22 protein-coding genes are annotated in these 23,237 nt (G+C 35.7%); 8 read left to right on the top strand and 14 right to left on the bottom strand.

The window, feature by feature from the left end:
• Nucleotides 1-39 precede the first annotated feature (39 nt).
• The 4 genes from JI665_RS19900 to ccsB all read right to left on the bottom strand — a co-directional run bounded on the left by JI665_RS19900 (nucleotide 40) and on the right by ccsB (nucleotide 5,066).
• Nucleotides 40-618, bottom strand: a complete 579-nt coding sequence (locus JI665_RS19900) for a MarR family transcriptional regulator (RefSeq protein WP_019380947.1) — start codon at nucleotides 616-618, stop codon at nucleotides 40-42.
• A 63-nt stretch (nucleotides 619-681) separates the two neighbouring features.
• Entirely contained in the window at nucleotides 682-1,554 is an 873-nt protein-coding gene (locus tag JI665_RS19895) for an ATP-binding protein (protein WP_019380948.1), read from the bottom strand.
• Between the two features lie 1,580 nt (nucleotides 1,555-3,134).
• Nucleotides 3,135-3,761: a cytochrome (ubi)quinol oxidase subunit III gene (locus JI665_RS19890; RefSeq protein ID WP_019380950.1), complete on the bottom strand. Its 627-nt coding sequence runs from the start codon at nucleotides 3,759-3,761 to the stop codon at nucleotides 3,135-3,137.
• Nucleotides 3,762-3,890: 129 nt separating this feature from the next.
• Nucleotides 3,891-5,066 carry a c-type cytochrome biogenesis protein CcsB gene (ccsB, locus tag JI665_RS19885; RefSeq protein ID WP_019380951.1) on the bottom strand — a complete coding sequence of 392 codons (1,176 nt, stop codon included), beginning with the start codon at nucleotides 5,064-5,066 and terminating at the stop codon, nucleotides 3,891-3,893.
• A gap of 976 nt (nucleotides 5,067-6,042) precedes the next feature.
• Between ccsB and JI665_RS19880 the strand changes: the two genes are divergently transcribed.
• A complete protein-coding gene (locus JI665_RS19880; protein ID WP_019380952.1) occupies nucleotides 6,043-6,594 on the top strand; it encodes a zinc dependent phospholipase C family protein in 552 nt (183 codons plus the stop codon).
• 119 nt (nucleotides 6,595-6,713) lie between these two features.
• Here the strand turns inward: JI665_RS19880 and JI665_RS19875 are convergent, their stop codons facing one another.
• The 3 genes from JI665_RS19875 to JI665_RS19865 all read right to left on the bottom strand — a co-directional run bounded on the left by JI665_RS19875 (nucleotide 6,714) and on the right by JI665_RS19865 (nucleotide 10,637).
• Nucleotides 6,714-7,586, bottom strand: coding sequence for a peptidylprolyl isomerase (locus tag JI665_RS19875; RefSeq protein WP_019380953.1), 873 nt, complete (start codon nucleotides 7,584-7,586; stop codon nucleotides 6,714-6,716).
• Nucleotides 7,587-8,134: 548 nt separating this feature from the next.
• Nucleotides 8,135-10,261, bottom strand: a complete 2,127-nt coding sequence (locus tag JI665_RS19870) for a heavy metal translocating P-type ATPase (protein WP_206843022.1) — start codon at nucleotides 10,259-10,261, stop codon at nucleotides 8,135-8,137.
• Nucleotides 10,239-10,637 (bottom strand): ArsR/SmtB family transcription factor, encoded by a 399-nt coding sequence (locus tag JI665_RS19865; protein WP_019380956.1) that lies wholly within the window; start codon nucleotides 10,635-10,637, stop codon nucleotides 10,239-10,241. The genes JI665_RS19870 and JI665_RS19865 overlap by 23 nt, the downstream gene beginning before the upstream one ends.
• A 156-nt stretch (nucleotides 10,638-10,793) precedes the next feature.
• Between JI665_RS19865 and JI665_RS19860 the strand changes: the two genes are divergently transcribed.
• From JI665_RS19860 to JI665_RS19845, 4 genes are read left to right on the top strand one after another with little or no spacing between them, the layout of a single operon-like run.
• Nucleotides 10,794-11,357: a copper resistance CopC family protein gene (locus JI665_RS19860; protein ID WP_019380957.1), complete on the top strand. Its 564-nt coding sequence runs from the start codon at nucleotides 10,794-10,796 to the stop codon at nucleotides 11,355-11,357.
• A gap of 3 nt (nucleotides 11,358-11,360) precedes the next feature.
• Nucleotides 11,361-12,455 carry a copper resistance D family protein gene (locus tag JI665_RS19855; RefSeq protein WP_019380958.1) on the top strand — a complete coding sequence of 365 codons (1,095 nt, stop codon included), beginning with the start codon at nucleotides 11,361-11,363 and terminating at the stop codon, nucleotides 12,453-12,455.
• Nucleotides 12,456-12,507: 52 nt separating this feature from the next.
• A complete protein-coding gene (locus tag JI665_RS19850; protein ID WP_019380959.1) occupies nucleotides 12,508-13,188 on the top strand; it encodes a DsbA family protein in 681 nt (226 codons plus the stop codon).
• Nucleotides 13,188-13,610: a disulfide oxidoreductase gene (locus JI665_RS19845; RefSeq protein WP_019380960.1), complete on the top strand. Its 423-nt coding sequence runs from the start codon at nucleotides 13,188-13,190 to the stop codon at nucleotides 13,608-13,610. Before JI665_RS19850 ends, JI665_RS19845 begins: the two co-directional genes overlap by 1 nt.
• 312 nt (nucleotides 13,611-13,922) lie before the next feature.
• Here JI665_RS19845 and JI665_RS19840 read toward each other — a convergent pair whose 3' ends face one another.
• Together JI665_RS19840 and JI665_RS19835 are read right to left on the bottom strand one after the other, a co-directional pair.
• The gene (locus tag JI665_RS19840) at nucleotides 13,923-14,129 is read right to left on the bottom strand and encodes a capping complex subunit for YIEGIA (RefSeq protein ID WP_019380961.1); all 207 of its coding nucleotides are present in this window, start codon (nucleotides 14,127-14,129) and stop codon (nucleotides 13,923-13,925) included.
• Nucleotide 14,130: 1 nt separating this feature from the next.
• A complete protein-coding gene (locus JI665_RS19835; RefSeq protein ID WP_019380962.1) occupies nucleotides 14,131-15,042 on the bottom strand; it encodes a YIEGIA family protein in 912 nt (303 codons plus the stop codon).
• A 267-nt stretch (nucleotides 15,043-15,309) separates the two neighbouring features.
• Here JI665_RS19835 and resA point away from each other — a divergent pair, with 267 nt between their 5' ends.
• Entirely contained in the window at nucleotides 15,310-15,831 is a 522-nt protein-coding gene (gene resA / locus JI665_RS19830; RefSeq protein WP_019380963.1) for a thiol-disulfide oxidoreductase ResA, read from the top strand.
• A 125-nt stretch (nucleotides 15,832-15,956) separates the two neighbouring features.
• Nucleotides 15,957-16,667 carry a cytochrome c biogenesis CcdA family protein gene (locus tag JI665_RS19825; protein WP_019380964.1) on the top strand — a complete coding sequence of 237 codons (711 nt, stop codon included), beginning with the start codon at nucleotides 15,957-15,959 and terminating at the stop codon, nucleotides 16,665-16,667.
• 576 nt (nucleotides 16,668-17,243) lie between these two features.
• Here JI665_RS19825 and JI665_RS19820 read toward each other — a convergent pair.
• Nucleotides 17,244-18,668 carry an N-acetylmuramoyl-L-alanine amidase gene (locus JI665_RS19820; protein ID WP_019380965.1) on the bottom strand — a complete coding sequence of 475 codons (1,425 nt, stop codon included), beginning with the start codon at nucleotides 18,666-18,668 and terminating at the stop codon, nucleotides 17,244-17,246.
• Between the two features lie 257 nt (nucleotides 18,669-18,925).
• Here JI665_RS19820 and JI665_RS19815 point away from each other — a divergent pair, with 257 nt between their 5' ends.
• Nucleotides 18,926-19,147 (top strand): hypothetical protein, encoded by a 222-nt coding sequence (locus JI665_RS19815; protein ID WP_019380966.1) that lies wholly within the window; start codon nucleotides 18,926-18,928, stop codon nucleotides 19,145-19,147.
• A 52-nt stretch (nucleotides 19,148-19,199) separates the two neighbouring features.
• Here the strand turns inward: JI665_RS19815 and qoxD are convergent, their stop codons facing one another.
• The 4 genes from qoxD to qoxA all read right to left on the bottom strand — a co-directional run bounded on the left by qoxD (nucleotide 19,200) and on the right by qoxA (nucleotide 23,025).
• Complete coding sequence (gene qoxD / locus JI665_RS19810; RefSeq protein WP_019380967.1) at nucleotides 19,200-19,484, bottom strand: cytochrome aa3 quinol oxidase subunit IV; 285 nt, start codon at nucleotides 19,482-19,484, stop codon at nucleotides 19,200-19,202.
• Nucleotides 19,485-19,486: 2 nt separating this feature from the next.
• The gene (qoxC, locus tag JI665_RS19805) at nucleotides 19,487-20,083 is read right to left on the bottom strand and encodes a cytochrome aa3 quinol oxidase subunit III (protein WP_019380968.1); all 597 of its coding nucleotides are present in this window, start codon (nucleotides 20,081-20,083) and stop codon (nucleotides 19,487-19,489) included.
• Nucleotides 20,080-22,029 carry a cytochrome aa3 quinol oxidase subunit I gene (gene qoxB, locus JI665_RS19800; protein WP_019380969.1) on the bottom strand — a complete coding sequence of 650 codons (1,950 nt, stop codon included), beginning with the start codon at nucleotides 22,027-22,029 and terminating at the stop codon, nucleotides 20,080-20,082. The genes qoxC and qoxB overlap by 4 nt, the downstream gene beginning before the upstream one ends.
• A 78-nt stretch (nucleotides 22,030-22,107) precedes the next feature.
• Nucleotides 22,108-23,025: a cytochrome aa3 quinol oxidase subunit II gene (gene qoxA, locus JI665_RS19795; RefSeq protein WP_019380970.1), complete on the bottom strand. Its 918-nt coding sequence runs from the start codon at nucleotides 23,023-23,025 to the stop codon at nucleotides 22,108-22,110.
• Nucleotides 23,026-23,237 lie beyond the last annotated feature (212 nt).

The raw sequence follows: 23,237 nt of genomic DNA, 5'->3' as shown, positions 1-23,237 counted from the left end.
TTTCAAAATTGAAGTCCTCTTTTTAAAAAAGCCTGCTATTTAAAACAAGCTTTTGTAAACAAATTGTCTTCCGCCTTCAGGCATCTGTATCTCTTCCCGTGCAATCAAACGTTTTTCATATAATTTTGAAAGTTGAGTGCTTGCGGTATTAATCTGTTTGTCAAATGCATCCACAACATCTCTGGCAGTAACTTCTTTTCTCGTATACACAAATTCTAGAATTTGCTTTAATGATCCCTTAGATCCACCGAGATAGCCTAGTATGGAGAAGGAATCCTCCTCTTTCGCCATAATACATAACTGTTCGATGTTTAACGTACTATCAATGTTATAGGCATGATCATGTACTTCTTCTGGACTTAAATTTACTAGATAAATATATTTCTCAACTTTTTTATCTATAAATTCACTAATAAGCCACTTTAATGGTTTAGCGATTACTTCGTCGATACCAGATCCATTCGTATCCCCAATATAAGACATGTCCAATACAAAGACTGTATTTATTTCTGCGTCATTCATCTTATTCATTATTGACTCTTTGAGATTTTTTAGTTGAGTACGATTTAATAATTGAATAGGTTTTTCATGAATTCTTAATAGTAATTCAGTTTTCATGTTTTTCGCCCTCTCGATTTCAATTTCAATTTTGAAATCTATAATGTTATTAAAAACTATTGTTTAAAGCCTGTCAATACTATAATTTACTTTTATGGAAAAAAAGGTTCCAAATGAAGTTTTGCCTTCTAAAGTAGGATTTACTTCATCCTTTGTAATTTCATATACAGAATTATTAGTTCGTAATGCAACTGATGCTTCAGACCACCTGAAAGCTCTTTGTTTTATATCCATTAATCCTTTACCACGATCTTCTTCACTAAGTCTAGAAGCTTTGGTAGTGATGGCCGCTTTTACGATATCATGAGGAGAATTTTCGGATAAAACATCTTTTAAACTATTGTAAATTCCTTCTCCACGATCCGCGACTGCTATTTCTATTTCGTTTTCATCTTCATTGTTTTTTACTGCAATGAAACAACTAGAATTTGTATGATCAATCACATTGTTGCCCAACTCAGTAATAAAAGATTGAATATCTGAAATACGATTCCCCTTTAGACCTTTGTTTTTAAAAATCCTTTTAATCAATGTACTTATTTCTACAATTTGAGGGTGGGTTGTTGCTACTCTAATCTCTAGCAATTTATCCTCTAGGCTATTACGGTGTCGATTATACAAGGTTGTCATATCCTTTTGTTCTTCAAATTGTTCTTTTACATTTTTACTGCAGACTTTAAAGAAATTCATTCGTTCCATATATTTAATAGGACTGATATTAAAAGGAGCGACAATACCAACTTCAAAATGGTCTTCAAGATAATCTAGCACTGACAAAAGTCCGGTGAAGCCAATAGGCGTAATATACCTCAATCTCTTCATATTTAAGGTTACAGCAGCACGTGAGTTTAATTGATCAACTACTTCCATTGTTTTATTTAGCAATTGATGAATGTCATCTATTGTTGATAATGTTCTATTTATCATTATTTCCATCTACATCAAACGCCGCCTTTAGCCTTTAGCTTTTTGTTCCAATAATTATATCACGAGTTGATAATCTGGTTAATATTTCTCATAAAATTCGGGTTAAATATTGAACCAGCCCCCAATTTAAAACATATCTAAGTAGTTGAGCTATTTTACAACCCTACCTTAGTAACACGTATGGAACTGTCGTATTTGGCTTGTTCATACTGCCCAATAATTAAAACTTACTTATTTAATATTAGCAACGAGATTGTTAAAGATTTTGTTATTATACAAATTCCTTAATATTGATACACAGTATTAGTCAAGAATGCATAAAGCAGTTTACCCTGGAAAAAGCATGGCCAATCTCTTGTCCAGAGATTACCTCAATAAGGTCCTTGCTCGCAACACCAAGCTTATTTTGTTTGGCCAAAAGTGTCAACAATGCACATAAAGCAACTTAAGCTAGGCAAACTCTTAGGAGATTTCCACAATACTAACTCTATGCTGAACATTAAATCCTTTATTTTGCAAAAAGATGATGATAAAACACTTCTTTTATTAGTACAATACACCCCGGAGAAATCGGATTTTTTATTAGAACGACTATCCGGGATATATTCTTATCTCACTCATTAGTACCCTAGTGTAGAACTTCGTCCTTTAGAATTGGTTTTACACTTTCTTCAAGTTTATGAACCCAAGTAACCCCGTAACTATATAATTACCTTTGCCCAGTTTTCTCCCTATAGGTATGTACTTAAATACTATTCAGCATAATCCACCTAATACTCCTGGAAATGAATTACCCTTAAATCTACCCCTTTAACTCTTGTTTCAGGATCTCTAATCTCCATATAACCAGATGGGTAGACAAAAAGTATCTTGTAGACTTTATCTTTATGTATCACTCTATAATTCTTCATAACTCCTCCATGTTTGTTATCAAGGTCTTATGTCTTTTTTTTCATTATACTATTGATAGCCAAGTGACTTTCGTATGGACGAGTAAAATTTCATGATCAACTTCCAATGTGCTCATAAATCTATAGAATGATTAGGTGAATATTCGAAAATTATAAAGAGGATTACTGGGTACCAGAAGGATTATTACCTGGAGAAAATATGTTAATAAAACTACTTGAAATAAAAAAGACGGTTGAGATATTTCTTAAATAAGAAGAACCCACAAATTGTATCGTTAAGGTGGATTTTGTGTCGAGCTTGTAAATGTTACGGATATTCAAAAAATAAATGATGATGAAGCCCCTCTCGATTGAGGAAAGCTTCTTCATCTATTCATTTTTTATGTTTATTATGTTCAAAATTAATAAGCTGGTACTTTACAAGCTGCTTAAATGTCGATATTTTTATCAGCATTTCCATAAGTAGGTGTTATCCGGAAAGTAATGTATCAACCCCTAGCTGTTTCCTTTTTACTCTATGAAGCAAGAGTTTACTAAAAAAAGGATTCCAGAGAGAAGGAATCCTTTTTAAACCATTCGCATGGTTATAACTTCACGCGTTACATATTTATATGTGTTTCAAGTAAATTAGCATGTTTGAATAGAAAACCTTATCATTTTAAAATAAAACAATAACGATTATCCTACCAGCCCCATTAAATATACAACTGTAAAAATGAATACCCATACAACATCAATAAAATGCCAGTATAAGCTTGCTATATAAAATTTTGGAGCATTGTATAGGTTTAATCCACGTCTCGCATTTCTAACCATGAGAGTCACAATCCATAGAAGTCCAAAAGCAACGTGTGCACCGTGGAAACCAACTAGTACATAAAATGCAGAGCCGAATGCACTGCTTGTAAAAGTATGTCCCTTATGAAAATACTCTGTAAACTCGTAAATTTCCAATCCTAAAAATGCAACACCTAAAAGAACCGTAATCCCAAGCCATAATTGCATTTTCTTAAAATTAAAATTTTTCATATGATACATTGCACAAACACTTGTAAGTGAGCTAACTAGTAAAAGCATAGTCGCAACAAAAACTATTTCCATGCTGAAAAGCTCATTTGTCAAAGGGTGGTCCCCATTTGGAACCTTGTTTTTTAAAGCAAGATACGTTGCAAAGAGGGAGGCAAAAAGAACTGTCTCTCCACCTAAGAAAAACCAGAAACCTAAAAATTTATTTTTTGCTTCAAGCGTAGCTCTTTCAGGCGAAGTTGGCCATGTTTCCAATGTGAATTTCTCTTCAGTTTGCATAATATAAATTCCTCCCCTATTACTTCAAATATTTTAATTTTGATTAGTCTACCTTCTTAGCTGAGAAATTTTACTTCTTTTATGTCCCGAGCATTTATAATGCATATTAGGCCGTTTGAAAATTACACCTTACGCATATGAGTGTAGACCTGCTATAATTAGATTTACGAAAATCAAATTGAAGATAATAATTCCGAATCCGATAACTCCAAGCCAAGCTGATTTCTGACCGTGCCAGCCCTTAGAGAGACGCAAGTGTAAATACACTGCATAAAATAACCATGTAATTAATGCCCATACCTCTTTTGGATCCCATCCCCAGAAACGAGTCCACGCAATTTGAGCCCATATCATCGCAAAAACAAGAGCGCCTAGAGTGAATATTGGAAAACCTATTGTAACCGATCTATACCCAATTTCATCGACTAAATCAAGGTTGACATTCTTCGTTAATGGCTGTATAGCAGCTGAGATTCTTTTTCTTAAAATCAGTCTTAGCGACCCGTATAAAAGTAAACCAGTAACAACTGACCAGATGACTGTATTTAGTCTTCCTGCTGCAATGATTGCAGGCACCTCAACAAACGCTTCCATTTTACCTTTTGTAAGTAATTCACCTTGATTTGGCCCTATAATAGAAGGCAGATTATATATCATTTCAACCTCTTGATCATTTTTATTAACCCATTTATAGACTGCTTCATACTCCATCCCTCTGAAAATGCTTGTAATTACTACAAAAGAAAGAGTCGCCACAATCGTGTACATGATAACCTCAAGCCCAAAAGTCCCTTTTGAGCGTTGCGTCTGATCAACAGAACGAAGTAAATAAATGATCCCTGCAATGAAACTGCTAGCCAAAATAGCCGAACCTAGTGCAGTGGTTGTTACGTGGATAGCAAGCCAATCGCTTTGCAGCGCTGGTATTAATGGGGAAATGTCTCTCGGAAACATACTCCCATATGCAATGATCAATAATGTGATTGGTAAAGTAAATAAACCCAATATAGCTGCCTTATATATAAGGTAAAGAATTATGAATGCCAAGACCATCATCATGCTAAAAGCTGTAATAAATTCAAACATATTACTAACAGGAGCTTGTCCAGAAGCGACCCATCGAGTAATAAAATATCCCAAGTGAGAAGCAAAGGCTACTATAGTGACCGTTATTGCAACTTTTGCCCATTGACTTGGGTTTTCGTATTGTTTTCTCTTATCTCTAATGGCTCCTCCAAATAATAGTGTTGCCAATAGATATAGGTAGAATGCTAGGTATAATAGGTTACTGCTAAGAGCTACCATCTTTATCTCCTCTACTACATTTTTTCGATTATTTGATCGGAAAGTTATTGTATGCAATTTTTTTAATGGAAAAAGTAGGTTTAAGTACCTGCCTAAATCTGTATTTAATTAAAAATGCTTTACCACTTTTTCTGGTATGTCTTCGGAAACTACTAACAAGAGAGCTTTCTCTACAACACATGTATGTCCATATTTTAGTGAATTTTTAATATGAAATCTTCATGTTTTCTTCTTAATTCAATATATTTCTCCACCTCAAAAAAATAAATAATAAAGTGAATAATTTAATTTCGGAGAATTTTAGGATTTTCATAAAGCCATTTCTCGAGATGAAAGCAAAATACTGGGTAAGAGAAATAACCGGCCTGTATTATTTGTGGAAAAAGTACAAATAGGTGTTTTACTCTTGTGAACTTGCCAAAACTAACCTACAACTAATAGTTCTATCAAAGCAAAAGAAAAAGGCTTTTTAATTCTATTGGTTAACACCCTTTCTTTACAGATGACATAAGTATAGATTATGAATTTGCAAAAACTGTGGAGATTTTTAGATAAAAACAAAAAGGAACCTAAAAGGCTCCCTTCTGTTTAGTTTGTTTACCATTCATTTTATGGTTCAAATATTAATATATCCGAAATGTATGCAGTTTATGTGAAGAGTAAGAAAATAACATTTCTTTCTTTATAGCATGCTTATTTCATACACATTTTTCAAAATTAGTAAGTCAGACCCTACAATATCTATCGCTTCCCCTTTATGTTATACTTTTATTAATCAGATTACTTAACATATATCTCTAAGAAGCCTCTTTTTGGGTAATTTTTTTCTATATATATTTAAGGGATTTAGAAATACATGATATATTCAAGTAATTTTTTTAACTTGATTTTTTTACAATTCATATTTTTGCATTGAGATAATAGAATTCTTTATCGAAAGGAATGTTTCATCCTGTTTGCTTATTCACATCATGTTATGTCTCTACAGATCCAATCGTTTGTTAAGGAAAATTCACAATACAGTGTAGATACACCCACTTTTTCTTGGGCAAATATGAAACCTGACTTTATACCTAATCTTGCAAAACGGAAACATTATATAGAAGAATCTTTTGACTTTGTTGTAGATAAAATTCTATCACTCCTTAAGTTACCTTCTTACAACCTATTAGATAAAAACAAGCGAAAAAGAATTGATGTTGAAATGGGTATTATCTGCCATTTCCTCACAGACTTTTTTTGCGTCCCTCATAATCAGAGATGGGAATTTAAGCATCACATGATACCGCATGTGAAATATGAATCTATACTCGACCAAAAAGCAAAATCACTTAATATAGTAGAAAAATTAAAAATGCCGCTAATTTTGCATAACTCAAGAGAGAGTATTTCAGATTTTTTAAAAGAGCTTCTTGAAGAGTATGAACAGAAAAAAGATTATATGAGAGATGTTGTTTTTTCTGTGAATGTAAGTACAGCTATCTGCAGCTATATAATTAAAAGTATTATGTCAAATGATAAAATGTAAAATCGGTCAAAAAGAACCCCCATGTTAAGCTTTTAATGCTTACAAGGGGGTTCTTTTATAATGAGAGCGATTTATTAATTACAAGTAGGGTATTGGCCTGGATTATTAAGTAAATTATTTTATTTTGAAGCACTTGACGTTTCAAGGATTCCTTTCAAGTCCTTGTCATTGATCTTCACTTTAGCATCTTCAAATTCTTTTTTCATGACTTCTTCAATTTTAGAATTATCTAACTTAGATACCTTCAATTGATATTCAAGCTCTTTTTTCATAGATTCAAAGGACTCTTTCTCTTTCTTTTCAGTAACTTGAATAATATGGTAACCATTTTGAGTTTTTACCGGATCGCTAAATTTATTAACTTCAAGGGCATAAGCGGCCTCTTCAAATTCTGGAACCATTTTTCCCGATCCAAACCAACCTAGATCTCCACCGTTTTCCGCAGAACCTGGATCCTTTGAAAATTCTTTGGCTAAATCTTCGAACTTCTCTCCATCATCTAGCCTATTTTTGATATCTTTTGCAGTTTTTTCATCCTCTAAAAGGATATGGCGTGCTTTTATTTCAGGTTTATAGTTTTCATAACTATCCTTTAGTTCTTTATCTGTAACTTTTATATCTTTAATTGCCGCTTTTTCTACAAGAAGTTGTTCCTTAAGGATTTCTTTCAGTTCCTTTTCATCTTTAATATTATTTTGCATTAATAGTGCTTCAAAGTTTGATCCTGCCTGGTCCTTGATTTCCTTTACTTTTTTATCCAATTCCTCTTTTTCCACTTTATATTTATCTTCTAGGACTTTTTTGTATAACAGCTCCTGAAGGGCTTGCTCTCCGTACTTTTCTTTCATAGCGATGTAAAGGTCATCGCTGGAGATATTGCCTGCTTTTGTTTCTGCGATCACTTCCTCGTTATCGATTCCTTGTGAGCTGCTGCATGCACTAAGTCCAATAAGCAACCCAGCTGTTGATAAGGATATTAACAGTTTTTTCATATTGTCACTCCTAGTATGGTATTAATTTTTTTACGAAGATAATTCTGGTATATAAAGATAATTACCAAATCATAAAAAGTTATATTAAATTTTATCTTACAATTTAAATATGACGATTTTATGAATAAACTATAAATTAAATAAAATATTTTTGAATCTCATTATAATTAAATCTATGTAATATAATTGTTATGCTTCTTGCATGATTTCTGCAGATTTTTATACTATATTTTAACCCTAGGACACTTTTCACCCCTTAAAATATTTACAGCGAAGTTTCCTTTTATAAGGTACTTCGCTGTAAAAAACTAAATTAAAATTTAAGGAGATTTGGTATTGCTATATACAGTAATAGTTTGTCTGGTGTTATCAATACTTTCTGTTGGAGTTATATATATTTTTAAGAAAAAATCAGATAAAGAGCTTCAGGAACTAAATTTGCACAGCTATAAGGGTGAGAATAAAACCAAAAATTAAGTTGAGCATTCAGGAATAATAAAACGGGTGGAGCTAAGGCCTTCTACCCGTTTTATTTGTTCATTTCTTATTTACTCTTTTACTTTTAAAAGTCTCATAGAATTTAATACTACTATAAGCGTTGCACCCATGTCTGCAAAAATAGCCATCCACAGGGTCAGCCAGCCGGGAACGATTAAGACTAATGCAAGAAGTTTTAAACCTAACGCAAAGGTGATATTTTGTTTAATAATCCCTAGGGTTCTCCTGCTAAGCTCGATGGTATATGGAAGTTTATTTAAATCGTCAGCCATTAATGCAATGTCAGCAGTCTCTAATGCTGTATCTGTACCTGCTCCGCCCATCGCAATTCCAACTGTTGAGCTTGCTAAAGCTGGAGCATCGTTTATTCCATCCCCGACCATAGCGACTTTCCCGTGTTGTTCCCTTAATGAATTAATGGTACTTAATTTATCCTGAGGCATTAGTTCAGCTTTTACTTCGGTTAAACCAACCGAATTACCGATAGCCTGGCCAGTTGCCTTATTGTCACCTGTCAACATAATGGTTTTCTCTATACCAATATCGTGTAATTTTCGAATCACGTTTCGGCTGCTGTCCCTCAACTGATCTGCAACGGCAATCAGTCCGATGATAGTTGTCTCAGTTCCTAAGAGCATCACTGTTTTCCCTTGGGTCTGCAATCTTTTTATCTCTTCTTCAACAGAGGAGGTGAGGTGTATTATTTCTTTAAAGAGTTTGGGGCTTCCAATAAAATAACTTTCACCGTTCACCACTGCTTTTGCACCTTTTCCAGTTATTGATTGAAAATCTTCGGCCTTAAATTCATTTGAAAAAATCCCCATCTGTTCTGCCTTCCTGATGATAGCTGATGCTAAAGGATGCTGTGAAAATTTTTCGATGGCCATAGAAATCCCTACTAATTTTCTCTCGTCTATTTCACTTAAGACTTTAAGGTCTGTTACTTCTGGTGTTCCTTTTGTTAGGGTTCCAGTTTTGTCAAATGCAATGACTTTGATGCGTCCTGCTTCCTCAAGATAAATACCGCCTTTAATCAATACTCCCTTTTTGGCAGCATTTCCGATTGCAGTAACGATAGCAACCGGTGTTGAAATAACAAGTGCACATGGGCATCCGACAACAAGTACAGCTAACCCTCGATAAATCCATTCGGACCAGTCTCCTCCCATAAATAACGGTGGAATAATTGCGATTAAAAATGCGAGCGACATGATGGCCGGCGTATAGTACTTAGCGAATTTCTCCACAAATGCTTGAGATGGAGCGCGCTCTGCCTGTGCTTCTTCTACCAAGTGGATAATTTTCGCAATGGTAGTATCTTCAACTCGTTTAGTCACCTTAACTTCCAGTGAGCCTTCTTCGTTTAAAGTTCCTGCAAACACTTCGTCTCCAATAGTCTTAAGAACCGGAATAGATTCTCCTGTAATGGCTGCTTGATTAATGGAAGATTGGCCATTTACTACTTCTCCATCCATAGCTAGCTTTTGGCCTGGCTTAATGATCAGGATGTCGCCTACAACAATATCTTCAACATCCATTTCCATTTCTTGATTGTCCCTACGGATTAATGCCTTTTTAGGTGCAATGTCCATTAGAGAGCGGATAGATTGACGGGCTTTATCCATTGAATAACTTTCCAGTGCCTCGCTTACGGCGAATAAAAAGACAACAACAGCGCCTTCACTCCATTCCCCTATAAAAGCTGCACCTATAACAGCAATCGTCATAAGGGTTTTCATATCGAATTGAAGCTTAGTAAGGTTTTTGAGACCTTCTTTAATTAATCCAGAACCACCTACTAAAATGGATGCCGCAAAGATTGCAATTGTACTTATATGGCCCTCCCCAATGGTGTACAGGGAAAAGTATCCGGCAATTAGCAAAAGTAGTGACAACAGTGTTTTTTGATTTTCGCTTTTTTTCCAAAAAGACTCATTTTCTTGAACTACTCTCTGACGTTCAGGATACACCTTGATTCCGTCAAAGGATCCTGCCTGTTCTAGCTCCTGGATAGTCGCATCACCAAAAATGGTTATCTTTGATGCTCCGAAGTTTAATTGCACATCATTAACTGTTTCAATCTCCCGGATGTTTTTTTCAAATTTAGCTGCACAACTCGTACAGGAAAGACCTTGTAATCGATAGGTTTCCTTGCTACTTGCCAGTGCTTTCCCCATCTCCTTCACCTTCCTTTGAGTGTATTAAAGCAATAGAAACTAGTTGATGGACGTGCTCATCTGATAAAGAGTAAAATACCATCTTTCCCTCTTTCCGATATTTAGCCAAGCCCATTTTACGCAGTAAACGCAAATGGTGGGAAGCGGTGGCAGTACTGGATCCGATAATATTAGCCACATCACATACACACAATTCTTCTTCAAGTGTAAGTGCGTATGCAATCTTTATTCTTGTTGAATCGGATAGCGCCTTAAACAGTTGCTCTACTCCCATTATCTCATCTATCCGCCCGCTTACTCGGCTAACCTTTTCTTCATCGTAGCAAAACGTCTCACATGTATCTTGGGAAGATTTGTTCAATACTTTATCACTCATATTTGTCACCCTTTATTCAAATATTTGTTTGAATATGTTATATCGTTAGTCTATGCTGATTTAACAAATTTGTCAAAAATTTATTCAAATGTACTTTTGAATAATTATATTTACTCTGTTAAAATAAAGTTCGTTAATACTATTAGGAGGTTTCTTATGATTAAAAAGCTATTCTTAATTACCTTTATACTTTTTATCGTTTCTGTAAACAATGCCTTTGGGCATACAGGTTTAGAGAGCTCCAGTCCACAAGATGGAGAAGTCATTACAGCTGGACCAAATGACATAAAAATGACATTTGAAACAAAGGTTGAACAAGGGAGCACATTTGAAGTAACGAATGCAAATGGTGATTCGATTTCAATCGAGAACATCACTTTAAGCAATAATCAAATGACCGGAAGACTTTCAAACGATTTAGCTAACGGTGCTTATAAGGTTAATTGGAAGATAATTGGTGCAGATGGACATCCAATAGAAGGACAATTCTCATTTTCTGTAAACGCGCCAACAACGGTGGATCCTACTGAGGAAAATGAAGATAGCGGGCAAAAGAGCACAGAAAAAAATAAAGATGACTCAGATTCACTTAATGAAGAAGAAGTTCAAACAGGACAAGAGCAGACAAAGCCAAAAACTAATTGGATCCCTTCATTAATTGGAATTTTAATTATTGCAGTAATCGGAAGCTTTTTATGGATTATGAGAAAGGGAAAATAACAAATGTTTATTGCAGGTATCATAACTGAAACCCTTTTATATCTATGTTTTTCCATTTTAATTGGAGCCTTTCTATTATCCTTAGTGCCATTTCAGTCTAAACCTGATATAAAAGTGCCTAAAGGTATTTTGATGGCTGCGACAGGTGGGGTAGCAGTATTTTCCTTTGTTCCAGTATTGCAATTGATTTTATTTCTTTACCAAGACATTGGAATGGGACAAACCTTTCAATCTGTTCTTTTTACTTTTGAAGTTGGCAAAGCATGGATTGTAACCTATCTTCTATCGAATCTATTATTTATTTATATCATCTGGTTTGACTATAGAAGGAAGCGATTATTTGCGTTAATCGGTATTTTCATTACATTCTTATTGATTTTAGCGCTTGGGTGGTCAAGCCATGCTAGCTCCCTGGACCAGTGGAAAGGTTTTATTGCACATTCGACCCACTTTACTGCTGTTAGTATCTGGATTGGAATCCTGATTACTGTCAGCTGGTTCTCAAAAAATCATCATAACTGGCTGAACTTCTTAAAATGGTTTACGCCTGTTGCTCTCGTATGTTTAATGGTAACCATAGGAACTGGTCTGGTATTAACGGCGTTTGTAATTGATTATAGAGATTATACAAATGCCTGGATGGTTCCATATGGCCAAGCGTTGTTAATCAAACATTTACTGATTATACCTTTAGTATTGTACGCGGGCATTAATAGTGTCCTAATCAGAAGGAAATTAAAAGCAGATGCAGAGTTTAACCCAGTCCCCTGGACAAGGGTTGAAAGTGCAGTGATATTAATGATTTTTGCAGTTACAGCCGCATTGGGACAGCAATCGCCTCCTCATGATATTGAGGTGACAGTTAAAAGCGGCGTCTCCAAACTATTTGCCTTGTTCTATCAAGGCCAGATTGATTCTGCCATGCCTGTCCAAATGACGGCAAACATAACTGGTATATCTCTCGGAGTAGTAGCTATTCTGTTTCTTGCTTTAACTTTACTTTCCTATATTAAGAGGTCTTCAGCTGCCCTTTCATTTCTAATGAGCATATTGTTTGTTGTTTCTGCCTATCTATCATTGCTTTTAAGCATTAAATAGAATTCTGTCTTGATAGAATACAAAAGAAAAAAGATTATTAGGAGGTAAAAGTATGTCAAAGAAAATTCAGTCCCCTATGAAATTGATTATGGTTATAACTTTGCTGGTTTTTGCGATGATTGCAGCTTTAGTGGTCATCAATAATATGAAATCTGAACAAAATGCTTCCCCTAGTTTTGAGGAAGGCCCATCCATTGAAGGACAGCCAGTATTAGGAAAATCGGATGCTCCTGTAACGGTCGTAGAGTTTGGTGATTTTAAATGTCCCGCTTGCAAGGCTTGGGGACAAAATATCTTTCCAAAGCTTGTAGAAGACTATGTTGACACTGGTAAAGTTAAGTTTTCTTACATCAACGTTCTATTTCATGGAGATGAATCCAAGCTAGGTTCAGTAGCCGCGGAAGCAGTTTATAAACAAAATCCAGACAGCTATTGGGAATTTAATAAAGCCCTTTTTAATGCGCAACCTGATGAAGACCATGATTCTTTATGGATAACAATGGAAAAAATTAAGGAGGTTGCTAGCTCAATTCCTGGGATTGATTCTGACCAGTTAGAAAAAGATATCCAAAGCCAAGAAGTCATTGATGAGGTAAATAACGATTCAGCGCTTGTGGAGAAGTTTAAAGTAAAGCAGACACCAAGTATTATGGTAAATGGCACAATGCTTGAAGATCCATTTGATTATGAGAAAATAAAGAGTCTAATAGACCAGGCATTAGAGGATAAATAATGAAAGAACTTAACGTAAATCAAGCAAACATGTATTTGGCATGGATTGTTGCTTTGACTGCAACCCTTGGCAGCCTTTATTTTAGTGAAATACGGGGGTTCATCCCCTGTGAGCTATGCTGGTACCAGCGAATTCTTATGTACCCGCTCGCCTTGATTCTGGGGGTAGGCACTTTCCAAAATGACCTTTCTGTCAAAAAGTTTGTGCTCCCGATGGCGGCTATTGGATGGTGTATTTCCTTTTATCATTACCTTGTTCAAAAAGTGCCGGGATTTGCCCCTATCAAGCCTTGCGTGAATGGAGTTCCCTGCAGTGCACAATATATTAACTGGTTTGGGATTATCACGATTCCATTTTTAGCCCTTACTGCTTTTACAATCATCATCTATCTAATGATTTTTATTAAGCAAAAGAAGAACTAGGCAATTAAGACACCCTTATCGTGTACGAATTAGACGTGAACAGTTATAAAATTCTAAAAAGAAACCAGATTATATTTTAAATTACAAATTATCGGCATCGGTTCTTTAACCGATGCCGATAATTTTTAAACCTCAAGGCTATTATCAGTGTTAGTATAGGAATTTACATAGGTAAACAATTATATAATATAGTTTGGACTCACTTTTTGTTGCAATTAAATGGACAAAAAGTATAAAAAATCGCATAAGCTGTATATTTTTATATCAAGTTGCATGTTTGGTTTTATAAGCCACATAAAGAATATTAAGTGTTTATACTCGAAGTACCAGGTAATCCCCTGACTTCATTTGCACAACATCTGCTTTCATAGCTTTAGCGATATCTACAGTTAGAGATTCAGCATCTTTCTCATCCTTGGCGAGTAGCATCAGTGGTTTTCCTCCCAGCACCCTTTCTTTATTAGTGGTTATAAATGCTAATATTTCATAATTAGGCTTTTGTGTTGATTCGCGTCCCAAATTACTCTCTCCCTGTTAAATTAGTTTTCATTACTGCATGACTTTTCTTAGAACTTTCAAGTAGTGGAGTCTCCTTTACTGTTTCAATCAATTTATTAATGTCTTTTACAATAGGAACTAACGTGATCACCACTCTTCCTGCCTCATAGTCTTTCCGTGTGAAGTGATATCTCTTTACGCCTATTGACCTGGTAGCTTCAAATAATATGGCTTGCCTTTGACCATAATTATCGAGTGTAATTCGAAAATGTTCTTCGCGTGGATAAATAACAATCGCAATGCCCTCTTTTTCGAACAGTTTACGAGCATTCTCAGTTCCAAGCTGATCCGAAACATAAATGTCGTCTACAAATAGTTCAGAATCTCTTATCTCCACTTTTCCTTCCTTAATATCCGCAATATCGCCAACAGTTTTTCCTTTTGAAAAACGCTTCAAAACATAAAATACAAAAAAGCCGACAATCACCCCACACACTACATTAATCCAAGGCGTATCATTGTTAATTAGCTGAATTGTGAGACCTGTTGAAAATGAGACAATTAAAGCAAAGTAGTTCCTTGCTTCAAAGGTCTTGGCGATACCATCAATATAAGCATCCCCTCTATAAGTTGCTTCAGTATTCTCAAGGTCTTTTAAACTATCCCTTTCGGTCTTCCGTACATCCCTGAACTGCTGTATAGCCAGTGTCAAGAAAGTTACCGCAACAAAGTTTTTAGTCATTAAAGCCGGAATAGCAACCGCTCCTAAAGCTGCTGCAACAAATCCAGTGATAAGATGTGTTAAATAGCCATTTGGATAGCTAGGATATTGCCGATAGTCTTCTTTAATGGTTAAAACTCTTGCTAGTGTTCCAACTACAATTGCAGTAGTTATTAATACAATTTGGTCTGTTGAAATAATTCCGTCTTTCATTTTCTCACTCCTTAACAACCCATTATTGCCTTTTTCAGAAAAGGTATTCTTTTGAACCAAAATTGTTGATCTACTGTACTAGCGTAGCTGGATTCTAATTAATTAATTTTTTGATTTTAATGGCCAAGTATCAAAAGAGCTTGGGGTTATTAAACACCCCATTTACAACAATATTCTAATATGCATTTGAATATTGTATTTATCTTTACTATAATAGTAATTAAAGACAATCTAAGCAAAGTTTGAATAAAAATTAAGGAGATTGATATGAAAAGAAAAAGACTTATTATTCGAAGTGTGATTTTAATCCTGCTTTTTGGTGCTGTCGGATATACTCTTTATGCGAACTTTACAAAAGACAAGACTGTGATTGCAGAAGGAACAGCTGCCCCTGACTTTTCATTAGAGACACTGGATGGAGAGCGGATAAAATTATCTGATTTAAGAGGAAAAGGAGTCTTTTTGAACTTTTGGGGAACTTGGTGTAAGCCATGTGAAAAAGAAATGCCATATATGGAGAATCAGTATAAAAAGTTTAAAGATAAAGGAGTAGAAATTCTGGCTGTTAATATTGATGAAAGTGATTTTTCTGTTTCAACATTTGTGAAAAGACATAATTTAACGTTTCCGATACTGATGGATCGTGGGAGTGTTGTAACGGAATTATACAATATTGGTCCTATCCCCACTACAATATTAATAGACAAAAGTGGGAAAGTTGTTAAAGTATTAACCGGCACAATGACGGAGGAAGATATTAGCAATTACATGGAGTCGATTGCTCCTTAGTATAAAAGCCCTTTACAGGGCTTTTATACTTTCATGCTGATTACGTTAGATACCACATTGGAAGTTATAGATAACTTATAGAATGGCCGAAGCCAACATTTAAGCTTTGATGGAGGTTGTATTTTATGGATTTAAATTTGTTCTTAGCATTTGGAGCTGGTTTGCTGTCCTTTATCTCACCATGCTCTCTTCCCTTATATCCTGCATTTATTTCCTATATAACGGGTATATCCGTTAATGACCTTAAAAGTAAAAGAGCCCAATTCTTTAAAAGCAATGCATTCTTTCATACTTTATTATTTTTGGTCGGCTTTTCGATTATTTTCTTGGCGTTAGGATGGTCAAGTTCTCTAATCGGTGTACTGTTTATTCAATATAAAGATTTGTTGGAGCAAATAGGAGCCATCATTATTTTCTTTTTCGGTCTTATTATGGTAGGTGTGCTGAAGTTTGATTTTCTGATGATGGACCATAAGGTGCAATTTAAGAAGAAACCAGCAGGGTTTTTAGGATCAATATTAATAGGAATGGGGTTTGCAGCTGGATGGACACCTTGTACAGGGCCTATTTTGGCAGCTGTTTTTGCTCTTGGAATCACTAATCCAGGGCAGGGCTTGTTGTATATGGCTGTATATTGTCTTGGATTTTCCATACCTTTTCTATTTATGTCAATGTTTATAGATAAACTGACATTCTTTAAAAGGCACAGTGATTCACTTATGAAGGCTGGTGGGATTATAATGATACTAATGGGTGTTATTTTATATTTCAATTGGCTTACAAAATTAATCTCCGTCATTACAAACAGCCTTTTTGGCGGTTTTACTGGTTTTTAATTAGAAGAATCATATAGCAGTTTGGTGTAGGAGATAAAAAAATTAAATAGTAATAAACGATTGTAGTCTAATTTATTTATTAATGTATTGGTATTATCTAAAGAATATGTACGAGTTTTTTACATATTAGGGTTAGATTATGTCTCATAATTATTGTATTCTCTAAAATCTTGAGGCTGTTAAATACCTAGTAAAAATGAAAAAAAAAGACCGATTTGACCAAAAAACTAATTTGACTCAAAAAACTTAATTAGATATAAAAGGCATTGTTTATATATAATGCCTTTTTACACTAAATTTAGTATTACCTTTAGAAAAAATTAAGACATTGACTATGTTTATTGTTATCCTGTTGATTAGTATGTCAATTTCGGTGCTGCATGTACTCACATCATTTTAAGTCTGCTTTATAGACACAAAAGGTCCAAATCTTATGCGATTTGAACCTAAAATTACCTTCTATATTCATATTTTGTAATCTCAATAAAACTGTTGAGCTTGTAAAAAAGATCTATAAAAAATATTTCCATCAATAACTGTTAAGGTTAGCTGGGGCATGAATATACTTTTGATTGATTAATGGAGCTTCTCTGAGGGACTTGCTCCCAATTGCTGGTATAAAGATGCTACGTCCTTCTTTTGATAATGATGGTAATAGTCCAGGATTCCCAAATAAATAGCTTTTGCAGCCAGTTCTCTCCATTGAGGGGACCGAAGCTTGTCATTATCAGTTTTATTATCAATGAATCCGAGTTCAACTAGCACCGCGGGCATTGAATTTTCTCTGATTACATGAAAATCCCCGTTTTTCACCCCTCTGTCATTTAACTCCCATGCTTCCAATAACCTATTTTGGATATACTTAGCTGCTGCTTTACTCTGATTAACATTTGGATTTTGTGAAGCAGAATAGTAATATGTCTCAGTTCCATGGCCTGAACCGTTAAATGAGTTTGCATGGATGCTTACAAATAAATCGCCATTAGCATTTTGGGCTTTAGATACACGATCTTTTAATTCAATTTTTGTGTCCCTGTCTCTGGTCATCACTACAGCAAAAGGAGACTTTTTAATATAGGTATTTAACCTTAAAGCAGTATCTAGTACAACATCTTTTTCATATATCCCATACCCAGATGCCCCCGTATCGGGATAACCATGCCCGGGATCGATAATTATCGTCTCATCACTGAGTGGATTTTTTGTTCCAGATGAACCTTGTAAACTATTTATACTTAAGTAATCTTGATGTACGAAACCTTTTGAACCCCCTACAGATATATAAGCCCATTTTCCAATGGAATAACCAATATTTACTTGCGTTCCTGTTTCGAGCTTATTGACAACTGGATACTTTATAGAAGGGCCGCTTCTGACATTGAGTACATCAGCATTCACTAGTGCCTTTTTTGAAAAAGAAACAGACGCTCTCCTAGTTCTTAACTCTTCATTGATTGACCTAGCTAAAAACACAGCAAAATCTGATCGTATAAGTGTTTTATTAAGACCAAATGTTCCATCAGGGTATCCTTGTGCTATTCCAAGGTTCATAAGAACTGTTCCTGATGAACTCGTATTAGACCCACCGAGGTTAAATGCCCGGTTTAACATAAGTGCCATCTCACCCCTTGTTACTGACTTGTTAGGTCTAAAAGTACCATCAGGATAACCCGAAAGAATCCCGTTTTTGTATGCATCATTGATGTACCCTGAGGCAAAATAACTTGAGGACACATCCTTGAAATTGGTAGAACTATTTCCTGAGCTATACTGCAAAGCTCGTCCAATCATAGCAGCAGCCTCTCCCCTTGTAACTTGCTTATTTGGCGAAAATCGGGTAGCGCTTGTTCCGCTTACAATATCTCCAATTTTTAAGTAATTTATTTCTCTTTCAGCCCTATGATTCACTCCTAAATCTGAGAATGATTCGGCACTTCCAGGCGATGCGAATGTAAACAATAGAAAAGTAGCAGTAAACAAGAGAATTAACAAACGTTTCATTTATTAAAAAACACCCTTTTCTTTAAATTTTGATCCTTTAAATATATTATCGACATAATTATTCGCACTTTTTAATATAAAAGTCTGCTTCATCTCCTTTTGCTGTTTATGAGTGAGTATCGTTGTTATATGGATTAATAAACTCATATTTCACTAAATAAACATTGTCAGCCGAAACTGTCAATAATTTTAAATCCGAAATATTTGACAATTTTGTGAACAGGTTGAATAATATATAAAAAGGAGGTTGTTAACATATGGAATCTCGAGTAAAAATTTTAAATGCCCTAAAGTTTACAAGCGGCACTATAACTTTGATTGGCATCATTATTTTTTTTCTAGGACTTTTTGAAAACGGTTACAGTGTTTTGACACCCATCGGTGTTGGCACAATAGTAGGAGCTGTTTTTATCTTCCTGATGGGTATGTTCTTGGTAGCATCTGAAGAGATGGTAAAAAAGATTGGGAGACAGCAATAAGATTCGAAGCAATAAAAAGAGCGCCCTTTCAAGACGCTCCTTTTGTTACATATTAATAATAACCCCAAATTAATGACAGTAATGTACCGAAAACTGTCACTAAGGCTATGAAAAAACCATAATACAGCGTAGTGTAGATTGACCTCTTATCTTTCGATTCACCAGCGTGCATAAAAACAACCAATTGAACAGCTGCTTGAATAAAAGCTGTTATAAGAAGAATGGTCATAGCTAACTCAAATGACATATCCAAAAAGTAAACTGAAAGAGCAATTACCGTTAGGACAATAGAGAATACAAACCCTAATACTTGTTTTGGAGGAAATAATTCTTTCATTTCTATATCATTCCTTTCAGGAAGACGAAGCTAAAGATGAAAATCCACACCACGTCCAGAAAGTGCCAGTAAAGCGAGAAGATAAATGCTTTATTCGCTGTTTCAGGTGTCAAGCCCCGCTTTATAACTTGAAGGATAATAAACGCCCCCCAGAATAAGCCAAAGGTAACGTGTGCTCCATGTGTTCCTAAAGTTAGAAACAAGATAGCTGTAAAACCGCTAGTTTGCAGTGTTGCTCCTTCGTGAACATAGACAATAAAATCATATATTTCTACTCCTAAGAAACCAAGTCCAAGTAGTAGAGTAATTGCAAAGAAAGTAATCATGGCTTTTGCCTTGCCTAACCGCATGGCATGGATCCCGAGCCCAATTGTGAAACTGCTTGTCAAAAGTAATATTGTTTCAATCAGTACCGGTGTAATCTCGAAAATCTCAGCTCCAGATGGACCGCTGCCTGTCCGATCCACCAAAGTAAAATAAGAAGCAAAAAGCGTCCCAAAGAGAGCAATTTCAGCTCCAAGAAAAATCCAAAATCCTAATATGTTAAGGCGATTTTGTTCTGTTCCATATTCTAAAGGGAGCGAGTGATCTATTTTCATTTTTTGGCACCTCCCAATTCTTCTTCTGTTTTTTCGATTTCTTCAACAGAAATATAACGGCCATGGTCTTTCTCGAATGAGCGGTGAGCCAAACACGCAGCTATGCCGATTGAAGCAAGAACCGCGAGCATCCACATGCCGAATACAAAAGCAAAGCCCCATACAAAAAAGACTAATCCCATTAAAAACGGTACGCCACTATTATTAGGCATATGAATCGGTTCATACTTGCCTTTAAATAATTTATATCCTTTTTTCTTGTAATCCCAAAATGCTTCAGTTGAATCAACTTCCGGCACGATTGCAAAATTATATTCAGGGACTGGATTATGTGTAGCCCACTCTAATGAACGCGCGTCCCATGGATCTGCAGGGATATCCCTTGATGAGTATCGAATACTGTAATAGATGTTATAAACAATTAACGCAAATCCTATTGCCAGTCCAATGGCACCAATAAACGAAATCAGATTCCATATTCCAAATCCAGTTGATTCCGAATAGGTATACATCCGGCGTGCCTGGCCATCCAATCCAGAAATAAACATAGGGAAAAAGGTTACGCATACACTGATCGCAATAAACCAGAATGACCATTTACCAAGCCTTTCATTCAGCATAAAGCCGAACATTTTCGGCCACCAGTAGAAAAGTCCAGCTATCATGGCAAAAACAACGCCAGGAATGATAACCAGATGGAAATGAGCAACCAGGAACATTGTATTATGGTATTGATAGTCGGCGCTGGCCATCCCTAGCATAACACCCGTCACCCCACCGATTGTAAATATCGGGATAAAGCCGAGCGAGTAGAGCATTGGGGTGGTAAAAACGATTTTCCCTTTTCGAAGGGTGAACAGCCAGTTAAAAATCTTAATCCCGGTAGGAACAGCAATAGCCATCGTGGTAATCGAAAAAATACTGTTTACTAATGCTCCCTGACCCATTGTAAAGAAATGGTGGACCCAAACAAGGAAAGAAAGCACAGAGATAGCGACCATTGATATAACCATAGATTTATAGCCATATAGATTACGGCGTGAAAAGGTTGAAATAATTTCACTATAAATACCAAATGCGGGCAATATTAAGATATAAACTTCGGGATGGCCCCAAACCCAGAACAAGTTAGCCCAAAGCATGTCCAATCCGCCATTACTTGTTGTGAAAAAGTTAGTAGCAAATAGACGATCCATGGTACCCATTAATAATGCTACTGTCAATACTGGAAAGGCAAAGACAATAATCAGATTAGTAATTAACGCTGACCATGTGAACATGGGCATTTTCATTAAGGTCATCCCGGGAGCTCTCATTTTCAGAATGGTCGTAATAAAGTTAATACCAGTAATTAATGTACCAAGTCCAGAGATTTGAAGAGCAAGCATGTAGTAGTTAGTACCTACAGATTTACTATATTCAGTTCCTGCCAGCGGGAAGTAAGAAGTCCAACCAGAATCTGGAGACCCCCCGATAACGAACGAAATATTGAAGAGCATTGCTCCGAAAAAGTACAGCCAAAAACTTAAAGCGTTTAATCTTGGGAAAGCCACATCACGTGCACCAATTTGCAATGGAACAGCAAAATTCATTAATGCCATAATAAACGCCATTGCCATAAAGATAATCATAACAACACCATGTGTTGTAAAAATTTCATTGTATTCCTGTGCGCCAAGCAGCGTATTCTCTGGAACAGCCGTTTGGGCACGCATCATTATGGCGTCTACCCCTCCACGGAAAAGCATCAGTAAAGCTGATATTAGATACATGATTCCAATCCGTTTGTGGTCCACGGTCGTCAGCCATTCACGCCATAGGTATCCCCATTTTTTGTAATATGTCAGTCCTACAAAGATAGCGACCATTGTAAGGGCTATGGCAACCATCGATGCGTAAATTGTAGGTCCTGGATTAGGTACGGCAAATCGTGCTAAGAAATCCATACTATTTGACTCCTTTCGGAAAGTGTGTTGCTAAAATATCCAGCTAGAAATAGATTAGAAAGCTAGGCAACTCTTACTTTATTGGTTCATTTTGCTGTGATCCATTATTTCATCCGGATCTTTTTCGGATTTGCCAGGCTTCATTTCTTCTTTCTCTGAATCACCTTTCTTATGATGGCCTTTAGGCGGTGGTGAGAAAGATAAGTGAGTGCCAGTATAAGTTGATTGACCAAGATGTCCTGGCTTTAATAATTCCTCAAATTTTTCCTCTGTAAGAGGTTCTGCAGTTGCATTAATTTCCTCTACCCATTCATCGAACTCTTTGGGCGGCATTGCTTTTACATTAAACGTCTGTTGAGCAAAGCCTTCACCAGTAAAGCTGGCATTCCTACCGCTATATTCACCTGGTACATCAGCAGCAAGATTTAGGGTATTTACCATGTCAGCCATCGCATATTTTTGTCCACCGAGCTGAGGAATCCAAAAACTTGAGATTGGCCCGTAAGAATAAAGTTTGAATTCAATTGGCCGGTCTGTAGGAATGAACAGATAGTTTACAGTTTCAATGTTCTGTTCAGGATAACTAAAGTGCCATTTCCAATTAGATGATGAAGCGTAAATAACTAATGGTTCCTCGTCATATCCTTCTGGTGTTGCCTCAACTTTGTAGGTGGATACAACAGTCACTACCGATAGAAACGCAACAATTAATACCGGAATAGCGGTCCAGATGATTTCTAGTTTAAGACTGCCTTCAATGTGTGGAGGTTCATAGTCTTCACTCTGATTAGAAGCACGATACTTTCTAACAATGAAGATATATAAAGCAAATACAACCACTACAACTATAGCCATGGTCCAAATTGAGATCATGATTACATCTGCTGTTGTACGACCTTGTGGCCCTTTTGGATCTAAAACCAATAACGGTTCACATCCTGTTAACACAGTGGCAATAGTGAAAATTAATGTCAGTAAAGCCCATTTCATTTTCATAGGAGTTCCCCTTTCCGTATTTGCACAAATTTAAAGAATAAACTTAATGATTATATGTGCATGTGTTCACTTAAAGATGTTTAAAATATTATCATAAATTCAGCTGCCAATTGTGACGATTTTGAAAAGGAATTATTTTACTATAATTAGAGAGAACAAGACAAACCATCCTTCCATATTTTTCAATTAGAATTATTACACCTTTAAAAAAA

The sequence above is a fragment of the Bacillus sp. NTK034 genome, assembly GCF_017303275.1.
In the GTDB taxonomy this organism is placed as follows: domain Bacteria; phylum Bacillota; class Bacilli; order Bacillales; family Cytobacillaceae; genus Cytobacillus.
This window is presented reverse-complemented; position numbering and strand designations above follow the sequence as displayed.